Source organism: Polynucleobacter finlandensis, assembly GCF_018881755.1.
GTDB classification, from domain to species: Bacteria; Pseudomonadota; Gammaproteobacteria; order Burkholderiales; family Burkholderiaceae; genus Polynucleobacter; species Polynucleobacter finlandensis.
The window spans coordinates 65566-79805 of the sequence record NZ_JACVPS010000005.1 but is presented as its reverse complement, the minus strand read 5'-3'; the positions used below and the strand labels follow the sequence as shown (position 1 = coordinate 79805).

At 46.3% G+C, this 14240-nt stretch carries 16 protein-coding genes; 14 read left to right on the top strand and 2 right to left on the bottom strand.

Translation table 11 applies throughout. The annotated features are described in order from the left end of the window. Positions 1-2: 2 nt before the first annotated feature. Together ICN49_RS04955 and ICN49_RS04950 are read right to left on the bottom strand one after the other, a co-directional pair. Positions 3-368, bottom strand: a complete 366-nt coding sequence (locus ICN49_RS04955; protein ID WP_216166364.1) for a hypothetical protein — start codon at positions 366-368, stop codon at positions 3-5. 16 nt (positions 369-384) lie between these two features. After that, positions 385-1374 (bottom strand): malate dehydrogenase, encoded by a 990-nt coding sequence (locus ICN49_RS04950; protein WP_216166363.1) that lies wholly within the window; start codon positions 1372-1374, stop codon positions 385-387. A gap of 150 nt (positions 1375-1524) precedes the next feature. On the opposite strand from ICN49_RS04950, the gene ICN49_RS04945 reads away from it, so the two are divergent. The 14 genes from ICN49_RS04945 to truA all read left to right on the top strand — a co-directional run bounded on the left by ICN49_RS04945 (position 1525) and on the right by truA (position 14224). Beyond that, positions 1525-2262 carry a GntR family transcriptional regulator gene (locus ICN49_RS04945; RefSeq protein ID WP_216166362.1) on the top strand — a complete coding sequence of 246 codons (738 nt, stop codon included), beginning with the start codon at positions 1525-1527 and terminating at the stop codon, positions 2260-2262. Positions 2263-2395: 133 nt separating this feature from the next. Further along, positions 2396-2815, top strand: coding sequence for a succinate dehydrogenase, cytochrome b556 subunit (gene sdhC / locus ICN49_RS04940; RefSeq protein ID WP_216166361.1), 420 nt, complete (start codon positions 2396-2398; stop codon positions 2813-2815). 24 nt (positions 2816-2839) lie between these two features. Beyond that, complete coding sequence (sdhD, locus tag ICN49_RS04935; RefSeq protein WP_216166360.1) at positions 2840-3205, top strand: succinate dehydrogenase, hydrophobic membrane anchor protein; 366 nt, start codon at positions 2840-2842, stop codon at positions 3203-3205. 4 nt (positions 3206-3209) lie between these two features. After that, positions 3210-4988: a succinate dehydrogenase flavoprotein subunit gene (gene sdhA, locus ICN49_RS04930; protein ID WP_216166359.1), complete on the top strand. Its 1779-nt coding sequence runs from the start codon at positions 3210-3212 to the stop codon at positions 4986-4988. A 17-nt stretch (positions 4989-5005) separates the two neighbouring features. Further along, positions 5006-5710: a succinate dehydrogenase iron-sulfur subunit gene (locus ICN49_RS04925; RefSeq protein ID WP_216166358.1), complete on the top strand. Its 705-nt coding sequence runs from the start codon at positions 5006-5008 to the stop codon at positions 5708-5710. After that, positions 5707-5976, top strand: coding sequence for an FAD assembly factor SdhE (locus tag ICN49_RS04920; protein WP_216166357.1), 270 nt, complete (start codon positions 5707-5709; stop codon positions 5974-5976). Before ICN49_RS04925 ends, ICN49_RS04920 begins: the two co-directional genes overlap by 4 nt. Before the next feature lie 83 nt (positions 5977-6059). Beyond that, the gene (gene gltA / locus ICN49_RS04915) at positions 6060-7373 is read left to right on the top strand and encodes a citrate synthase (protein ID WP_216166356.1); all 1314 of its coding nucleotides are present in this window, start codon (positions 6060-6062) and stop codon (positions 7371-7373) included. Positions 7374-7390: 17 nt separating this feature from the next. Further along, complete coding sequence (gene leuC, locus ICN49_RS04910) at positions 7391-8800, top strand: 3-isopropylmalate dehydratase large subunit (RefSeq protein ID WP_216166355.1); 1410 nt, start codon at positions 7391-7393, stop codon at positions 8798-8800. A 12-nt stretch (positions 8801-8812) separates the two neighbouring features. Further along, positions 8813-9019: a hypothetical protein gene (locus tag ICN49_RS04905; protein ID WP_216166508.1), complete on the top strand. Its 207-nt coding sequence runs from the start codon at positions 8813-8815 to the stop codon at positions 9017-9019. A gap of 29 nt (positions 9020-9048) precedes the next feature. Beyond that, entirely contained in the window at positions 9049-9696 is a 648-nt protein-coding gene (gene leuD / locus ICN49_RS04900; protein WP_216166354.1) for a 3-isopropylmalate dehydratase small subunit, read from the top strand. Positions 9697-9719: 23 nt separating this feature from the next. Beyond that, positions 9720-10790 (top strand): 3-isopropylmalate dehydrogenase, encoded by a 1071-nt coding sequence (leuB, locus tag ICN49_RS04895; RefSeq protein WP_216166353.1) that lies wholly within the window; start codon positions 9720-9722, stop codon positions 10788-10790. A 39-nt stretch (positions 10791-10829) separates the two neighbouring features. After that, positions 10830-11987, top strand: coding sequence for an aspartate-semialdehyde dehydrogenase (asd, locus tag ICN49_RS04890; RefSeq protein ID WP_216166352.1), 1158 nt, complete (start codon positions 10830-10832; stop codon positions 11985-11987). Beyond that, on the top strand, positions 11987-13384 hold the full coding sequence (locus ICN49_RS04885) for a FimV/HubP family polar landmark protein (protein ID WP_216166351.1): 1398 nt from the start codon (positions 11987-11989) through the stop codon (positions 13382-13384). Before asd ends, ICN49_RS04885 begins: the two co-directional genes overlap by 1 nt. A 9-nt stretch (positions 13385-13393) precedes the next feature. Then, positions 13394-14224 (top strand): tRNA pseudouridine(38-40) synthase TruA, encoded by an 831-nt coding sequence (gene truA, locus ICN49_RS04880; RefSeq protein WP_216166350.1) that lies wholly within the window; start codon positions 13394-13396, stop codon positions 14222-14224. Positions 14225-14240: the final 16 nt, after the last annotated feature.

The following is a 14240-nucleotide window of genomic DNA, read 5'->3' as shown; positions in this document are numbered from 1 at the left end:
ATTTACTGCTGAACAAAAGGCTCAGTACCTGCAAACAGGTGGGGTAATTTGCCCGTCTTCATTTCGGCCGTTTGGCAGAAATCGGCAAGGCGTGTACCTGTCTTGATATTGAAAAGCATTGCCTTGTTTCCAAGCACTACAAGATCATGACCAGTTGTCGTGTTCTTGTAACGCAAGCTACCAGGCAGGGAGTTTTCACGACTCATTTCAATGGTCTTAGATTCCCAAGTGAGCTGAATTTTTTCAGCTGTACCTGAGGTCTTGAACTGACGACTTTCTTGACAGCTCCAACTAGTGACTTCCTCGGCAGCGTGAACACTACCAAGACCTGCCAAGATCAGACCAATACTGATGAGTGTACGTTTCATTATCAAGTAGCCTTCTTTATGAGAGTAAATGTTTAACGCCTTCTTGCTCTTCCAAAAGTTCATTGAGAGTGTGGTTCATGCGTTCACGTGAGAACTCATCAATTTCCAAACCTTCAACCATTTTGTATTCGCCGTTTTCGCAAACTACTGGATAGCCATAAATGACTTCAGCCGGAATCCCGTATTCGCCTTTAGAAGGAATACCCATAGTGACCCATTTGCCGTTGGTGCCAAGCACCCAATCATGCACGTGATCGATAGCAGCATTAGCCGCGGAAGCAGCAGAAGAAAGTCCGCGCGCTTCGATGATGGCCGCGCCACGCTTACCAACGGTAGGGATGAAAGTATCTTTATTCCAAGCGGCATCATTGATGCTGTCTTTTACAGACTTGCCATCGATAGTGGCAAAGCGATAGTCAGGGTACATCGTTGGGCTGTGGTTACCCCAAACAACCAACTTTTCAATATCAGCAACAGGCTTGTTCAACTTGCTAGCCAATTGTGAGAGTGCGCGATTGTGATCGAGGCGCAACATTGCTGTGAAGTTCTTGGCCGGCAAATCTGGAGCAGATTTCATAGCGATGTAAGCATTGGTATTGGCTGGGTTACCAACGACCAATACTTTGACAGTGCGTTTAGCAACGGCATTCAATGCTTTACCTTGTGCTGTAAAGATTTGTGCGTTAGCCGAAAGCAAATCTTTGCGCTCCATGCCTGGGCCACGTGGGCGTGCGCCAACTAGTAGGGCAACATCAATGTCTTTAAATGCTGTCATTGGATCTGAATGTGCGCTCATGCCAGCTAACAGCGGAAATGCACAGTCGTCCAATTCCATCATTACGCCAGCCAAGGCTTTCTGAGCTTTTTCATCTGGAATCTCTAATAACTGAAGAATCACGGGCTGATCTTTGCCCAAGAGGTCGCCATTGGCGATGCGGAATAGTAGGGAATATCCGATTTGACCGGCTGCACCGGTTACGGCGACACGCATTGGGGCTTTTGCCATTACTAATAACTCCAGATTGAGGTTAATTAATGAAAACTTTTCTATTATCCATTCAAGTGGGTGGATTTTCCATTTACACTGTGAATCCTGTCTTATATAAGACATGTGAATACCTTGATTTTAGCCACTTGAACTAGCTCTGGAGTTAATTTGTCGATTCCTTCTTTGCCGTCAGCCTCATTTAGCCCTCTATATCAACAGATTAAGGCGATGATTTTGGCTAGTTTGCAAGCTGCAGAGTGGCTTCCTGGCTCTTCCATCCCCAGTGAAATGGAGCTAGCAGCCCGATATTTAGTCAGTCAAGGCACGGTTCGCAAGGCCATTGATGAGTTAGCAGCCGAAAACCTCTTGGTGCGTAGACAAGGTAAAGGCACTTATGTAGCCACCCACCAAGGTGATGACTGGCAATACCGTTTTTTGCGACTAGAGCGAGAGTCAGGCGAAAAATTTCATCTGGTAAATCGTTTTTTGGCTTGCACTCAACAGAAATCCACAACATCCATAGCGCACTTGCTTAAATTAAAGGCAGGTGACCCTGTCATCCGTATTGAGCGTATTCAGAGTTTTAACGGCAAACCGATTGTTTTTGAAGAGATTTGGCTCTCGGCTTCCCGATTTAAGGGTTTGACCCTAGAAAAACTGAATGCCTGGTCAGGACCGATGTATGCGTTTTACGAAAGTCTCTATGGCACCCATATGGTCAGGGCAGAAGAACACATTAAGGCCATCAATGCTGATCAAGAGTTGGCGAACTATTTAGAGCTCCCACTTGGTCATGCGCTGCTCTTGGTGGATCGTGTTGCGTTTACCTACGGGAATAAACCAGTAGAAATTCGGCACGCAAGGTACGACACTTCACAACAGCACTATGTGAATAAATTGAATTGATCTATATCGGTAAAAACCAGTATTTAGACCCTTATAAAGCCAAAAAATCCACACTAGCCCTAAGGTTTCCAATAGAATATGTTGCGATACAACAAAGTAGCAAAGAACCTCCAACTAACGATTGAGATGACACATGGTTGATGCAAATCAGGAAGTAAAGAGTGCCAAACCGGTTTACCGAAATATTGGCCTCGCCCAGTTAGTAAAGTACCGCCTCCCTTGGGCTGGCAAAGTTTCCATCCTTCATCGCATTAGTGGTGCAGTTTTATTTCTGATGCTGCCGTTCATTCTCTATATCTTCGATCAGAGTCTTGCTTCTGAGTTGAGCTATCAAAATTTCCAAGCTATCACTGGCAACGTTTTAGTCAAAATCATTTGTCTCGGCTTGATTTGGTGTTTCTTGCACCATTTCTGCGCAGGCATTCGTTATCTCTTGCTCGATTTAGAAATCGGCGTAGAGAAGCATGAAGCGAATCGTTCGGCAATTGTTGTTTTCTGCATTGGCGTAGCCCTGACCGCAGTGGTTGGCCTCAAATTATTCGGCTTGTACTAAGCGCTCATTCATTAAGGAAATTTCATGCCTATTTATCAAATTGGACCAAAGCGCTTAGTTGTAGGTGCTCATTACGGCCTTAAAGAATGGATCATCCAACGCATTACTGCGATTGTGATGGTGGTGTTCACAGTTGTTTTATTGGTCGACTATTGCATTACGGGCAGCGCTACCTATGAAGGTTGGGCGGGCTTATTTAGCAACCAATTCATGAAGCTGTTAACGCTGGTGACATTCATTAGCTTGTTCTATCACGCTTGGATCGGCATTCGTGACATCTGGATGGATTACATCAAGCCAGTCAGCATTCGTTTAACACTTCAAGTATTCAGTGTTTTGTATCTTGTAGCGTGTGCGGCATACGCCGTACAAATTTTGTGGAAAGTGTAATTAGATGACCGCGATTAAAAAAGCATTGCCACGCCGCCGTTTTGATGCGGTGATTGTTGGCGCAGGTGGTTCAGGAATGCGCGCTTCTTTGCAATTAGCAGAAGCCGGCTTGAACGTTGCGGTATTAACAAAAGTTTTCCCAACACGTTCACACACAGTTGCAGCGCAGGGCGGTATTGGTGCCTCTTTAGGCAATATGAGCGAAGACAATTGGCACTATCACTTCTATGACACTATCAAAGGCTCTGATTGGTTAGGTGACCAAGACGTCATTGAGTTCATGTGTCGTGAAGCTCCAAAAGTGGTTTACGAGTTAGAGCACTTTGGTATGCCTTTTGACCGTAACCCAGATGGCACTATTTATCAGCGCCCATTTGGTGGTCACACAGCAAATTATGGCGAGAAACCAGTTCAGCGTGCTTGTGCTGCAGCTGACCGAACCGGTCATGCCATGTTGCACACTTTGTATCAGCGCAACGTACGCGCTAAAACCAATTTCTTTGTTGAGTGGTTAGCACTTGACATCATCCGCGATGATGCTGGCGACGTAGTCGGCGTGACAGCGCTGGAGATGGAAACAGGACAGCTCTACATTCTAGAGGCCAAAGTGGTGATGTTGGCAACAGGTGGTGCAGGGCGTATTTGGGATGCTTCAACCAATGCCTTTATTAATACTGGTGACGGTATGGGTCTGGCAGCACGTGCTGGCATTCCATTGGAAGACATGGAGTTCTGGCAATTCCACCCAACTGGCGTAGCTGGTGCGGGTGTATTGCTCACAGAAGGCTGTCGCGGTGAGGGCGGTATTTTGCGTAATAAAGATGGTGAACGTTTCATGGAACGTTATGCACCAACTTATAAAGACTTAGCCCCACGTGATTTCGTATCCCGTTGTATGGATCAAGAGATTAAAGAGGGTCGCGGTTGCGGTCCTAACGGCGACTATGTGGTTTTGGATTTGACCCACATCGGTGCCGAGACCATCATGAAACGTTTGCCATCTGTCTATGAGATTGGTATTAACTTTGCAAACGTTGATGTGACTAAAGAGCCAATTCCGGTTGTGCCAACCATTCACTACCAAATGGGCGGCATTCCTACCAATATCAATGGTCAAGTAGTTATCCCTGCCAATGGTATTCATAACGAAGTGATTAATGGCTTGTACGCTATTGGCGAGTGCTCTTGTGTATCCGTCCACGGTGCCAACCGTTTGGGTACCAATTCATTACTCGACCTCTTGGTATTTGGTCGTGCAGCTGGCAATCATATTGTTGGCATGAATTTGAAGGATAAAGAATTCAAGCCATTACCTGCTAATGCTGGTGAGCAGACTCTTGAGCGCGTTGCTCAATTGGATAACTCCACTTCAGGTGAATACGCACAAGACGTTGCAAATGACATTCGCAAGACGATGCAAAAATACGCTGGTGTATTCCGCAATCAGGAATTGATGGATGAGGGCGTTCGTCAGATGGCTAAGCTCACTGAGCGCGCTAAACATTTGTGGGTCAAAGATAAATCGCAGATCTTCAATACAGCTCGTATTGAAGCTTTGGAAGTTGCCAACCTTGTTGAGACTGCTAATGCAACCATGGTTTCTGCGGCAGCTCGCAAAGAAAGTCGTGGCGCCCACTCACATGATGACCACCAGCATCGCGATGATGACAATTGGATGAAGCATACGCTTTGGTATAGCGAGGCGAATCGCTTGGCTTATAAGCCAGTTCAATTGAAACCATTGACGGTTGAGTCCTTCCCTCCTAAAGACCGCACTTTCTAAGCGAAGAGAAATTAAAAATGAGTGATATTCGTATATTTGAAATTTACCGTTACGACCCAGATGTCGATGCAGCACCACGCATGGAACGCTATGAGTTAGAACTCACTGGTGAGCGGATGTTATTGGATGCCTTGATTTCTTTGAAAAAGCAAGACGAGTCCATTACCTATCGCCGCTCATGCCGCGAAGGTGTCTGCGGTTCTGATGCGATGAACATTAACGGCAAAAACGGTTTGGCTTGTTTAACCAATATGTTGACCTTGCCTAAAGTAATTACTTTGCGCCCATTGCCTGGCTTGCCAGTCGTGCGTGATTTGATCGTCGACATGACATTATTCTTCAAGCAATATTTGTCCATCAAGCCATACTTGGTCAATGACAACCCACCTCCAGAAAAAGAGCGTCTTCAGAGCCCTGAAGAGCGTGAAGAGTTAAATGGTTTGTATGAGTGCATCTTGTGTGCATCATGCTCAACTTCATGCCCATCATTCTGGTGGAACCCTGACAAGTTTGTTGGCCCAGCTGGTTTACTCCAGGCCTATCGCTTTATTGCGGATAGTCGCGATGAAGAAACAGCACAGCGTTTAGATAATTTGGAAGACCCATATCGCCTGTTCCGTTGCCATACCATCATGAACTGCGTTGACGTCTGTCCTAAGCATTTGAACCCTACCAAAGCAATTGGCAAGATCAAGGAATTGATGGTACGTAGGGCAGTATGACCCTAAGCAATGCAGAGTTATATCGTTTAAAGAGTGATGCCCGCAGAGGCTTGCTTGAGAATGATTTAATTCTGCGGCGTTTTTTTGATCGCTATGGTGATCAATTGAATGCAGAAGACGGCAAAGTGCTTGGCCAACTTTTAGCGCTTGAAGACAATGATTTAATGGATTTGTTGATTGGGCGCAAAGATACAGTTGCGGCGCTTAAAGAGTCTGCTGACACAGAGGCTTTTAAATGCTTGATGTTGAAGTTGAAGGAAAAGTAAATCAACATTTTGGTGCACACGCATCAAGGTGGCATGAATAATAGGTGTATTACTTATATTTTTGAAAGAGTAGAGGATCGAAAATGATTGAATCAGACATCAAGGCTAAATTGTCGTTCTCAGACGGCACACCAGATATTGATCTGCCTATTTATAAAGGCACGGTTGGTCCAGATGTTATTGACATTCGTAAACTCTACGGTCAAACCGGCAAGTTCACTTATGACTCCGGTTTTTTGTCTACAGCCTCATGCAATAGCAAGATCACCTATATCGATGGCGATAAGGGCGAGTTGCTCTATCGCGGCTATCCGATTGAAGATTTAGCGAATAACTGTGACTTCTTGGAAGTTTGTTACTTGTTATTGAACGGCGAGTTACCAAACGCTGCTCAGAAACAAGGCTTTGAAGAATTGGTGATGCACCACACCATGGTTCACGAACAAATGCAATTCTTCTTGCGTGGTTTCCGTCGCGATGCACACCCAATGTCTGTATTGACAGGTTTGGTTGGCGCCATGGCCGCTTTCTACCATGACGAAATTGACTATACCGATGAAAAAGCGCGCGAAGTAGCTCAGATTCGTTTAATCGCCAAGATGCCAACATTGGTGGCAATGGCCTATAAATATTCAGTAGGACAACCGTTTATCTATCCAGATAACTCTTTGTCATACACGGCTAACTTCATGCGCATGATGTTTGCTACTCCCTGTGAAGAGTACAAAGTTAATCCAGTGTTGGTACGGGCTTTAGATCGCATCTTTACTTTGCATGCTGATCACGAACAAAACGCTTCTACTTCAACCGTTCGTTTATGTGGCTCTTCGGGTACAAATCCATTTGCGGCTATTTCCGCTGGTATCGCTTGCCTCTGGGGTCCAGCTCACGGTGGCGCAAATGAAGCTTGCTTGCAGATGTTGAATGATATTCAGGCTAATGGCGGCGTTGATAAGATTCATGAATTCATTGCACAAGTAAAAGATAAGAATTCAAGCGTTCGCTTGATGGGCTTTGGCCATCGTGTCTACAAGAACTTTGATCCACGTGCCAAATTGATGCGTGAGACTTGCTATGAAGTATTGGAAGAACTCGGTCTACAAGATGATCCATTATTTAAGTTGGCAATGACTCTTGAAAAGATTGCTTTGGAAGATGAGTATTTCGTCAGCCGTAAACTTTATCCAAACGTTGACTTCTACTCAGGTATTGTTCAGCGCGCATTAGGTATCCCAACAGAAATGTTTACCTGTATTTTTGCCTTGGCAAGAACTGTAGGTTGGATTGCTCAGTGGGAAGAGATGATTACTGATCCTGAATACAAGATTGGACGTCCTCGTCAGCTGTATGTTGGTGAGACTTCACGCAAAGTTCCCAACATTTCTGTGCGTAAATAAGGCAAATAAAGAACTCTATGTCCCGTACTCTTTACGACAAATTGTGGGATGACCACGTTGTTTACTCAGAAGATGATGGCACAGCGACGATCTATATTGATCGTCAGTTGTTGCATGAAGTCACTAGCCCTCAAGCTTTTGAAGGTCTGAATCTCGCTGGGCGTCCGGTATGGCGCATCTCTGCCAATCTAGCAGTTTCTGATCACAACGTCCCTACAACGGATCGTTCTGAAGGGATCACTGACCCGATTTCCAAGCTTCAAGTAGATACCCTGGATCAAAACTGTGATGCTTTCGGTATCACGCAATACAAAATGAATGATGTGCGTCAAGGCATCGTTCACGTGATTGGACCAGAGCAGGGCGCTACATTGCCAGGTATGACTGTAGTCTGTGGCGATTCACATACCAGCACACATGGTGCATTTGGCGCACTAGCATTTGGTATTGGCACTTCAGAGGTGGAGCACGTATTAGCGACTCAAACTTTGCTCATGAAAAAGAGCAAAAATATGCTGGTTCGCGTTGACGGCCGTTTGCAACCTGGTAGTACTGCTAAAGATATTGTTCTCGCAGTGATCGGGAAGATTGGCACTGCTGGCGGTACTGGTTTCACCATTGAATTTGCGGGTGAAGCCATTCGTAGCTTGTCGATGGAAGGTCGTATGACTGTCTGCAATATGGCGATTGAAGCAGGTGCGCGCGCCGGACTAGTTGCTGTAGATGAAACTACCATTGAATACATTCAAGGCCGTCCTTACGCACCTAAAGGCGAAGCGCTGAGACACGCTATGCAATATTGGCGCACTCTGCATTCTGACGCTGATGCGAAGTTTGATGCCGTTGTAGAGTTACGCGCAGAAGAGATTGCACCCCAAGTAACCTGGGGCACTTCACCAGAAATGGTTCTCGATATCAGCGACCGTGTACCGGATCCTGAAAAAGAGCGTGATGCCAATAAGCGAACCGCCATGGAGCGTGCTTTGGAGTACATGAATCTCGTACCCAATACACCGATCAGCCATATTGCTGTTGATAAAGTATTTATCGGCTCTTGCACCAATAGTCGCATTGAAGATATGCGCGCTGCAGCTAAGGTTGTTGATCGCCTAGGTAAAAAAGTTTCTCCGCATGTGAAATTGGCAATTGTGGTGCCGGGCTCAGGTTTGGTCAAAGCCCAAGCAGAACGAGAAGGCTTGGATCGCGTATTTAAGGCTGCTGGTTTTGAATGGCGTGAACCGGGTTGCTCTATGTGTCTGGCAATGAATGCCGATCGTCTTGAGCCGGGTGAGCGTTGCGCTTCCACTTCTAATCGTAATTTTGAAGGTCGACAGGGCAATGGTGGTAGAACGCATTTGGTTAGCCCTGCGATGGCTGCTGCTGCAGCGATTGAAGGACACTTCGTTGACATTCGTAAGATTTCTTAAGAAAGCACAGTGATGAATTTATCTTCGCTTACCGTGATTAAAAAACTCCTGATAGTTGCTGTAGCTGGAATCATTCTCTCGGCCTGCTCCAACATGATGGAGGGTCTTGGCAAAGATATGCAGACCATGGGTAATTCAATGGGTGGTTCCAATACATCGCAAACCAACAATCAATCCCAAACAAAAGGGAAAGATGTTGTGGTGACGCCTGTTAAGTAAGCCAAGAAAAAATTCAGCAAAAGATCATCATGGAAAAATTTACGGTATACAAAGGATTGGTTGCTCCCTTAAATCGGGAGAACGTTGATACTGACGCGATCATTCCTAAACAGTTTCTAAAGTCCATCAAAAAGACTGGCTTTGGCCAAAATTTATTTGATGAGTGGCGTTATCTTGACCATGGTGAACCGGGCCAAGATTGCAGCAATCGACCCATTAATCCCGATTTTGTTTTGAACCAAGCGCGTTATAAAGGCGCCAGCATCTTGTTGGGCCGCAAGAATTTTGGTTGTGGCAGCTCTCGTGAACATGCACCTTGGGCCTTAGACCAATACGGTTTTAGAGCAGTGATTGCCCCCAGTTTTGCAGATATTTTTTATAATAACTGCTTTAAAAATGGTCTTTTACCGATTGTTTTGACTGAATTGCAGGTTGACCACCTGTTTAACGAAACCCTGGCTTTTAGCGGCTATCAGCTCACTATTGACCTTGCAGCCCAGCAAGTCATCGCTCCTGACGGCGCAGCCTACAGTTTTGAAGTGGCTCCTTTTAGAAAGTTCTGCCTACTCAACGGCTTGGACGATATTGGCTTAACCCTGCAACATGCAGATAAAATCAAGGCTTATGAAGCTGAGCGCATCCTCAAAATGCCTTGGCTTGCGACACAACTGCCGTAGTTTTATAGAGTTAAAGGCCTTTCATGAAAATTGCAGTCCTCCCGGGCGATGGTATCGGCCCGGAAATCGTTGCTGAAGCCGTTAAGGTATTAAACGCGCTCGGCCCTAAATTTGATCTTGAATCAGCCCCCGTTGGTGGCGCTGCTTATGATATTTCTGGCCATCCATTGCCACCAGCCACTTTAGAGTTGGCAAAAAAAGCGGATGCAATTTTATTTGGCGCCGTTGGCGACTGGAAGTACGACACCTTAGCGCGTGAGCTTCGCCCAGAACAGGCGATCTTAGGTTTGCGTAAGCACTTAGAGTTATTTGCTAATTTCCGTCCAGCGATTTGCTATGACGAACTTACTGCAGCCTCGAGCCTGAAAGCAGAGATTGTTGGCGGCTTAGATATTTTGATTATTCGCGAACTCAATGGCGATATTTACTTTGGTCAGCCACGCGGTATTCGGACTTCAGAGTTGCCTTTGTTTAAAGGTGCTCGCGAAGGCTACGACATGATGCATTACAGCGAGCCGGAAGTTGAGCGTATTGGTCGTGTTGCCTTTGAAGCAGCGCGCAAGCGTGGTAAAAAAGTTTGTAGTGTTGATAAAGCCAACGTTTTGGAAACATCCCAACTCTGGCGTGAAGTCATGATTCGGGTTGCCAAGGATTATCCGGATGTAGAGTTATCCCATATGTACGTGGATAACGCTGCGATGCAACTGGTGAAGGCTCCCAAGGCATTTGACGTTGTTGTGACTGGCAACCTCTTTGGCGACATTCTTTCTGATGAGGCCGCAATGTTGACGGGTTCTATTGGTATGCTGCCTTCAGCGTCTTTAGATAAAAATAACAAGGGCCTGTATGAGCCGAGTCATGGTTCTGCTCCGGATATTGCTGGCAAAGGTATTGCTAATCCTTTGGCAACGATCCTGTCTGCTGCCATGATGCTGCGCTACTCCTTGGGCATGCCTGAGCAAGCCGATCGTATTGAAGCGGCAGTACAAAAAGTATTGTCACAAGGCTTGCGTACGGCCGATATTTATACCGAAGGCACGAAAAAAGTCTCTACTGTGGAAATGGGTAACGCTGTTGTGGCGGCGCTCGCTTAATCTATTCAACCGAATTCCATTTATTAAATAGCAATCATCATGGCAAATACAAATATTCCCTTAGTAGGCTTAGTTGGCTGGCGCGGTATGGTCGGCAGTGTTCTCATGGAAAGAATGTTGGCTGAAAAAGATTTCGATCTGATTGAGCCGGTATTTTTTAGCACTAGCCAAGCGGGCGGCGCCGTGCCTCTGCTGAATGGCCAAAAAGTGACTAAGAATGAAAACACCCTGCAAGATGCCAATGACATCAAGGCACTTGCACGCTGCGACATCATTTTGACTTGCCAAGGCGGCGACTATACCAATGATGTGTTCCCGAAACTGCGTGCAGCGGGCTGGACTGGTCATTGGATCGATGCCGCTAGTGCATTGCGCATGAAAGATGATGCTGTTTTGGTTTTAGACCCAGTCAATCGCCCTGTAATCGACAAGGCATTAGCTGCTGGCGGTAAGAACTGGATTGGTAGCAACTGTACCGTGAGCTTAATGATGATGGCGATGGGCGGCTTAGTCAAAGCTGACATGGTTGAGTGGATTAGCGCCATGACTTACCAGGCTGCATCTGGTGCTGGTGCACAGAACATGCGTGAATTACTTTTGCAGATGGGTGCTTTGCGCGATAGCGTCGCAACCGAGTTAGCTGACCCTTCTTCATGGATCTTGGATATTGATCGCAAAGTGACCGCAACTTTGCGTTCGGCAGATTTTCCGAAGAAAAACTTCCGCAATACCGCTTTAGCAGGTAGCTTGATTCCTTGGATTGATGTTCCTGTTGAGAATGGGCAAACCAAAGAAGAGTGGAAGGGCGGCGCTGAATTTAATAAGATTCTTGGTCGTCCAGCCTTCCGCACGCCTGGCAGTATTCCAGTGGATGGTTTATGTGTGCGTGTTGGCGCTATGCGTTGTCACTCACAGGGCCTCACCGTTAAGTTGAAGAAAGATATCCCCATTCAGGAAATCGAAGCCATTTTAGCCAATGACAATCAATGGGTAAAAGTGGTTCCAAACGATCGTGAGACTACTGAGCGCGATTTATCGCCTGCAGCCGTAAGTGGTACTTTGACTGTGCCGATTGGTCGTTTGCACAAGTTGGCAATGGGCCCAGAGTATCTAGGCGCTTTCACAGTTGGCGATCAGTTGTTATGGGGCGCCGCTGAGCCACTACGTCGCATGTTGCGTATTTTGCTCGAGGCTTAATGTTTCGATTACTCCAACTGGGTTTTACAAAAGCGCTTTGCTTAGTTTTACTAAGTTGGTCTTGTGCAACTGCTGCACTGACATTGGGTCCGCCGCAACTATTATCCCGACCAGGCGAGCCGCTTCGGGTTGAAATTCCGATTCGTCTAGCCCCAGAGGATCAAAGCGTTCTCAATAGTCTGAATGTGGCCATACCTAATAAGGCTGCGTATTCTCGTCTAGGTATCTCCAGCAAGATTTTGGATTTAAATCCTCAAGCGATGGTCTATCGGAATAAACAAGAACGCTTGATGGTATTGGTAGAGACGGTTGATGCAGTTCCAATGACAGATGATCCGTTCTTGGATCTTTTGCTGAATTTGAACTGGTCATCTGGCAGCATCAGTAAAACATTCACCTTGTTATTGGGGGATGTACAAAAAATTACTGTTAAGCCAGGTCAAACGCTTTCAGAGATCGCCGCACAAATCACGCCGCAGTTGGATGGTGCTACCTTGGATCAAACGATTGTGGCTCTGTTTAAAGCCAATCCAGATGCTTTTGCTAGTGGCAGTATTAACCGACTTGCTGCCGGTGCTGAATTAAGCAAACCCAGTCAAGCCTTATTGCGCTCCATTAGCCCGGCTGAGGCAAATCATTTTGTCGCAGATGCCTATGCGCAGTTAAACGCTGATCAGACAGCCAAGACAGGGGGCTTAGAGCTTGCTAAAGGTAAGACTGTAAATCAAGAAAGCGCTCCAGCGGATCGTCTCAAGATTGGCTCAAGTACTGAAGGTAATGCTGAGCAGCGCCGCTATACCGAGGAGTTGGTTGCTCAGGAAAAACAGCTTGAGCAGACACGTGCACGTGTAGCGGAATTAGAAAAGCGTATTGCTGATCTTCAAGGGCTATTGCAAAAAACACAACAGCAAAAACCTGCGGAGCCCAACTTTGGTTTAGGTAACTTTGCACCAGCAGCTGTTGCTATTGCATTGATCGCTTTCACGGGGCTATTGCTCTGGTTCTTGGCTCGCAATGCACGCCGCTCAGAGCTGCAAGATTATTCAAAACCCATTCATGTGCATACTAAGGCTACAGAGGCACCGGCTATTGCAATGCCCGAGAGAGCAAAGGCCTTGTTTGCTGGAATTGATTTAGATCTAGCAAAGCCTCTTGCTGTAACAACCCCCATTCCCAACGCTTTATCAACTCCTGGTAGTGCGAATATTTCAGACAGTGCGTTGGCAGATACTTTGCGTGTGAAGTTAAATCTGGCGCGTGCTTACATCACGATTGAAGATTTTGCTGCTGCTAAGAAGTCACTGGCTGAAGTATTAGCTTTGAGTAACGCTGTTGATCCTGCGATGACGATTGAAGCTCAGAGTTTGCTGTCTGAGCTTCAGCACCGCAGCCACTAAGGCCTGGCCATGCGCATCGCCCTTGGCCTGCAATACGACGGTAGCTCCTATTCTGGTTGGCAGTCACAACTCAGCCTTAATACTGTTCAAGATAAATTAGAGGCCGCTATTACCCGATTTGTCGGCGATAACTCTACGGACGAACTCGTTCGAGTCATCACTGCGGGCAGAACCGATACGGGAGTCCACGCGTTGGGCCAAGTGGTGCATTTTGATGTCAATGTAGAGCGTGAAGACTGGTCATGGGTAAGGGGGATTAATTCTTTTTTGCCAGACTCAATTGTGGTGAACTGGGCTAAACCAGTCTCGGAAGAATTCAGTGCACGTTTTTCTGCCTACGAGCGTACTTATATTTATGCAATGCACGCTGGACCATGTCGATCACCGATGGCTGCTGCGCGTGCTGGTTATTTGATGATGCCCGCTGATAAATGGTTTGATGTTCCTGCGATGGAAGCAGCTGCGCAATGTCTGATTGGCGAGCATGACTTTTCATCTTTCAGATCCTCTGAGTGTCAGGCTAAGAGCCCGATCAAAACCCTGTATTCAATTGAGATCATTTCAGCTCAGCCTTGGTTGTATTTCAAGATACGTGGCAATGCTTTTTTGCACCATATGGTCAGAAATCTCGTTGGCACTTTTCTGATGATTGCTACAGGTAAGCAGTCGTCAGAGTGGATGTCTGAGGTGTTGGCTGCTAAAGATAGAAGGGTTGCTGCGCCGACATTTGCCCCGGATGGTCTGTACTTAGCCAAAATTGCCTATCCAGATGAATTTGCTATTCCTGAGCCCTGGCTAGAAAATTCTTGGTTACCACCGATTCTTCTGAAAGACTATTAAAGAGGCTTAGCCTTAT

Bases quoted from the DNA above. Each gene is read 5' to 3' on its own strand.
- ICN49_RS04920 (WP_216166357.1), top strand. From the start codon at position 5,707: ATGACCCTAAGCAATGCAGAGTTATATCGTTTAAAGAGTGATGCCCGC.
- gltA (WP_216166356.1), top strand. From the start codon at position 6,060: ATGATTGAATCAGACATCAAGGCTAAATTGTCGTTCTCAGACGGCACA.
- ICN49_RS04885 (WP_216166351.1), top strand. From the start codon at position 11,987: ATGTTTCGATTACTCCAACTGGGTTTTACAAAAGCGCTTTGCTTAGTT.
- ICN49_RS04925 (WP_216166358.1), top strand. From the start codon at position 5,006: ATGAGTGATATTCGTATATTTGAAATTTACCGTTACGACCCAGATGTC.
- ICN49_RS04905 (WP_216166508.1), top strand. From the start codon at position 8,813: ATGAATTTATCTTCGCTTACCGTGATTAAAAAACTCCTGATAGTTGCT.
- leuD (WP_216166354.1), top strand. From the start codon at position 9,049: ATGGAAAAATTTACGGTATACAAAGGATTGGTTGCTCCCTTAAATCGG.
- ICN49_RS04955 (WP_216166364.1), bottom strand. From the start codon at position 368: ATGAAACGTACACTCATCAGTATTGGTCTGATCTTGGCAGGTCTTGGT.
- sdhA (WP_216166359.1), top strand. From the start codon at position 3,210: ATGACCGCGATTAAAAAAGCATTGCCACGCCGCCGTTTTGATGCGGTG.
- sdhC (WP_216166361.1), top strand. From the start codon at position 2,396: ATGGTTGATGCAAATCAGGAAGTAAAGAGTGCCAAACCGGTTTACCGA.
- leuB (WP_216166353.1), top strand. From the start codon at position 9,720: ATGAAAATTGCAGTCCTCCCGGGCGATGGTATCGGCCCGGAAATCGTT.
- ICN49_RS04950 (WP_216166363.1), bottom strand. From the start codon at position 1,374: ATGGCAAAAGCCCCAATGCGTGTCGCCGTAACCGGTGCAGCCGGTCAA.
- sdhD (WP_216166360.1), top strand. From the start codon at position 2,840: ATGCCTATTTATCAAATTGGACCAAAGCGCTTAGTTGTAGGTGCTCAT.
- asd (WP_216166352.1), top strand. From the start codon at position 10,830: ATGGCAAATACAAATATTCCCTTAGTAGGCTTAGTTGGCTGGCGCGGT.
- leuC (WP_216166355.1), top strand. From the start codon at position 7,391: ATGTCCCGTACTCTTTACGACAAATTGTGGGATGACCACGTTGTTTAC.
- truA (WP_216166350.1), top strand. From the start codon at position 13,394: ATGCGCATCGCCCTTGGCCTGCAATACGACGGTAGCTCCTATTCTGGT.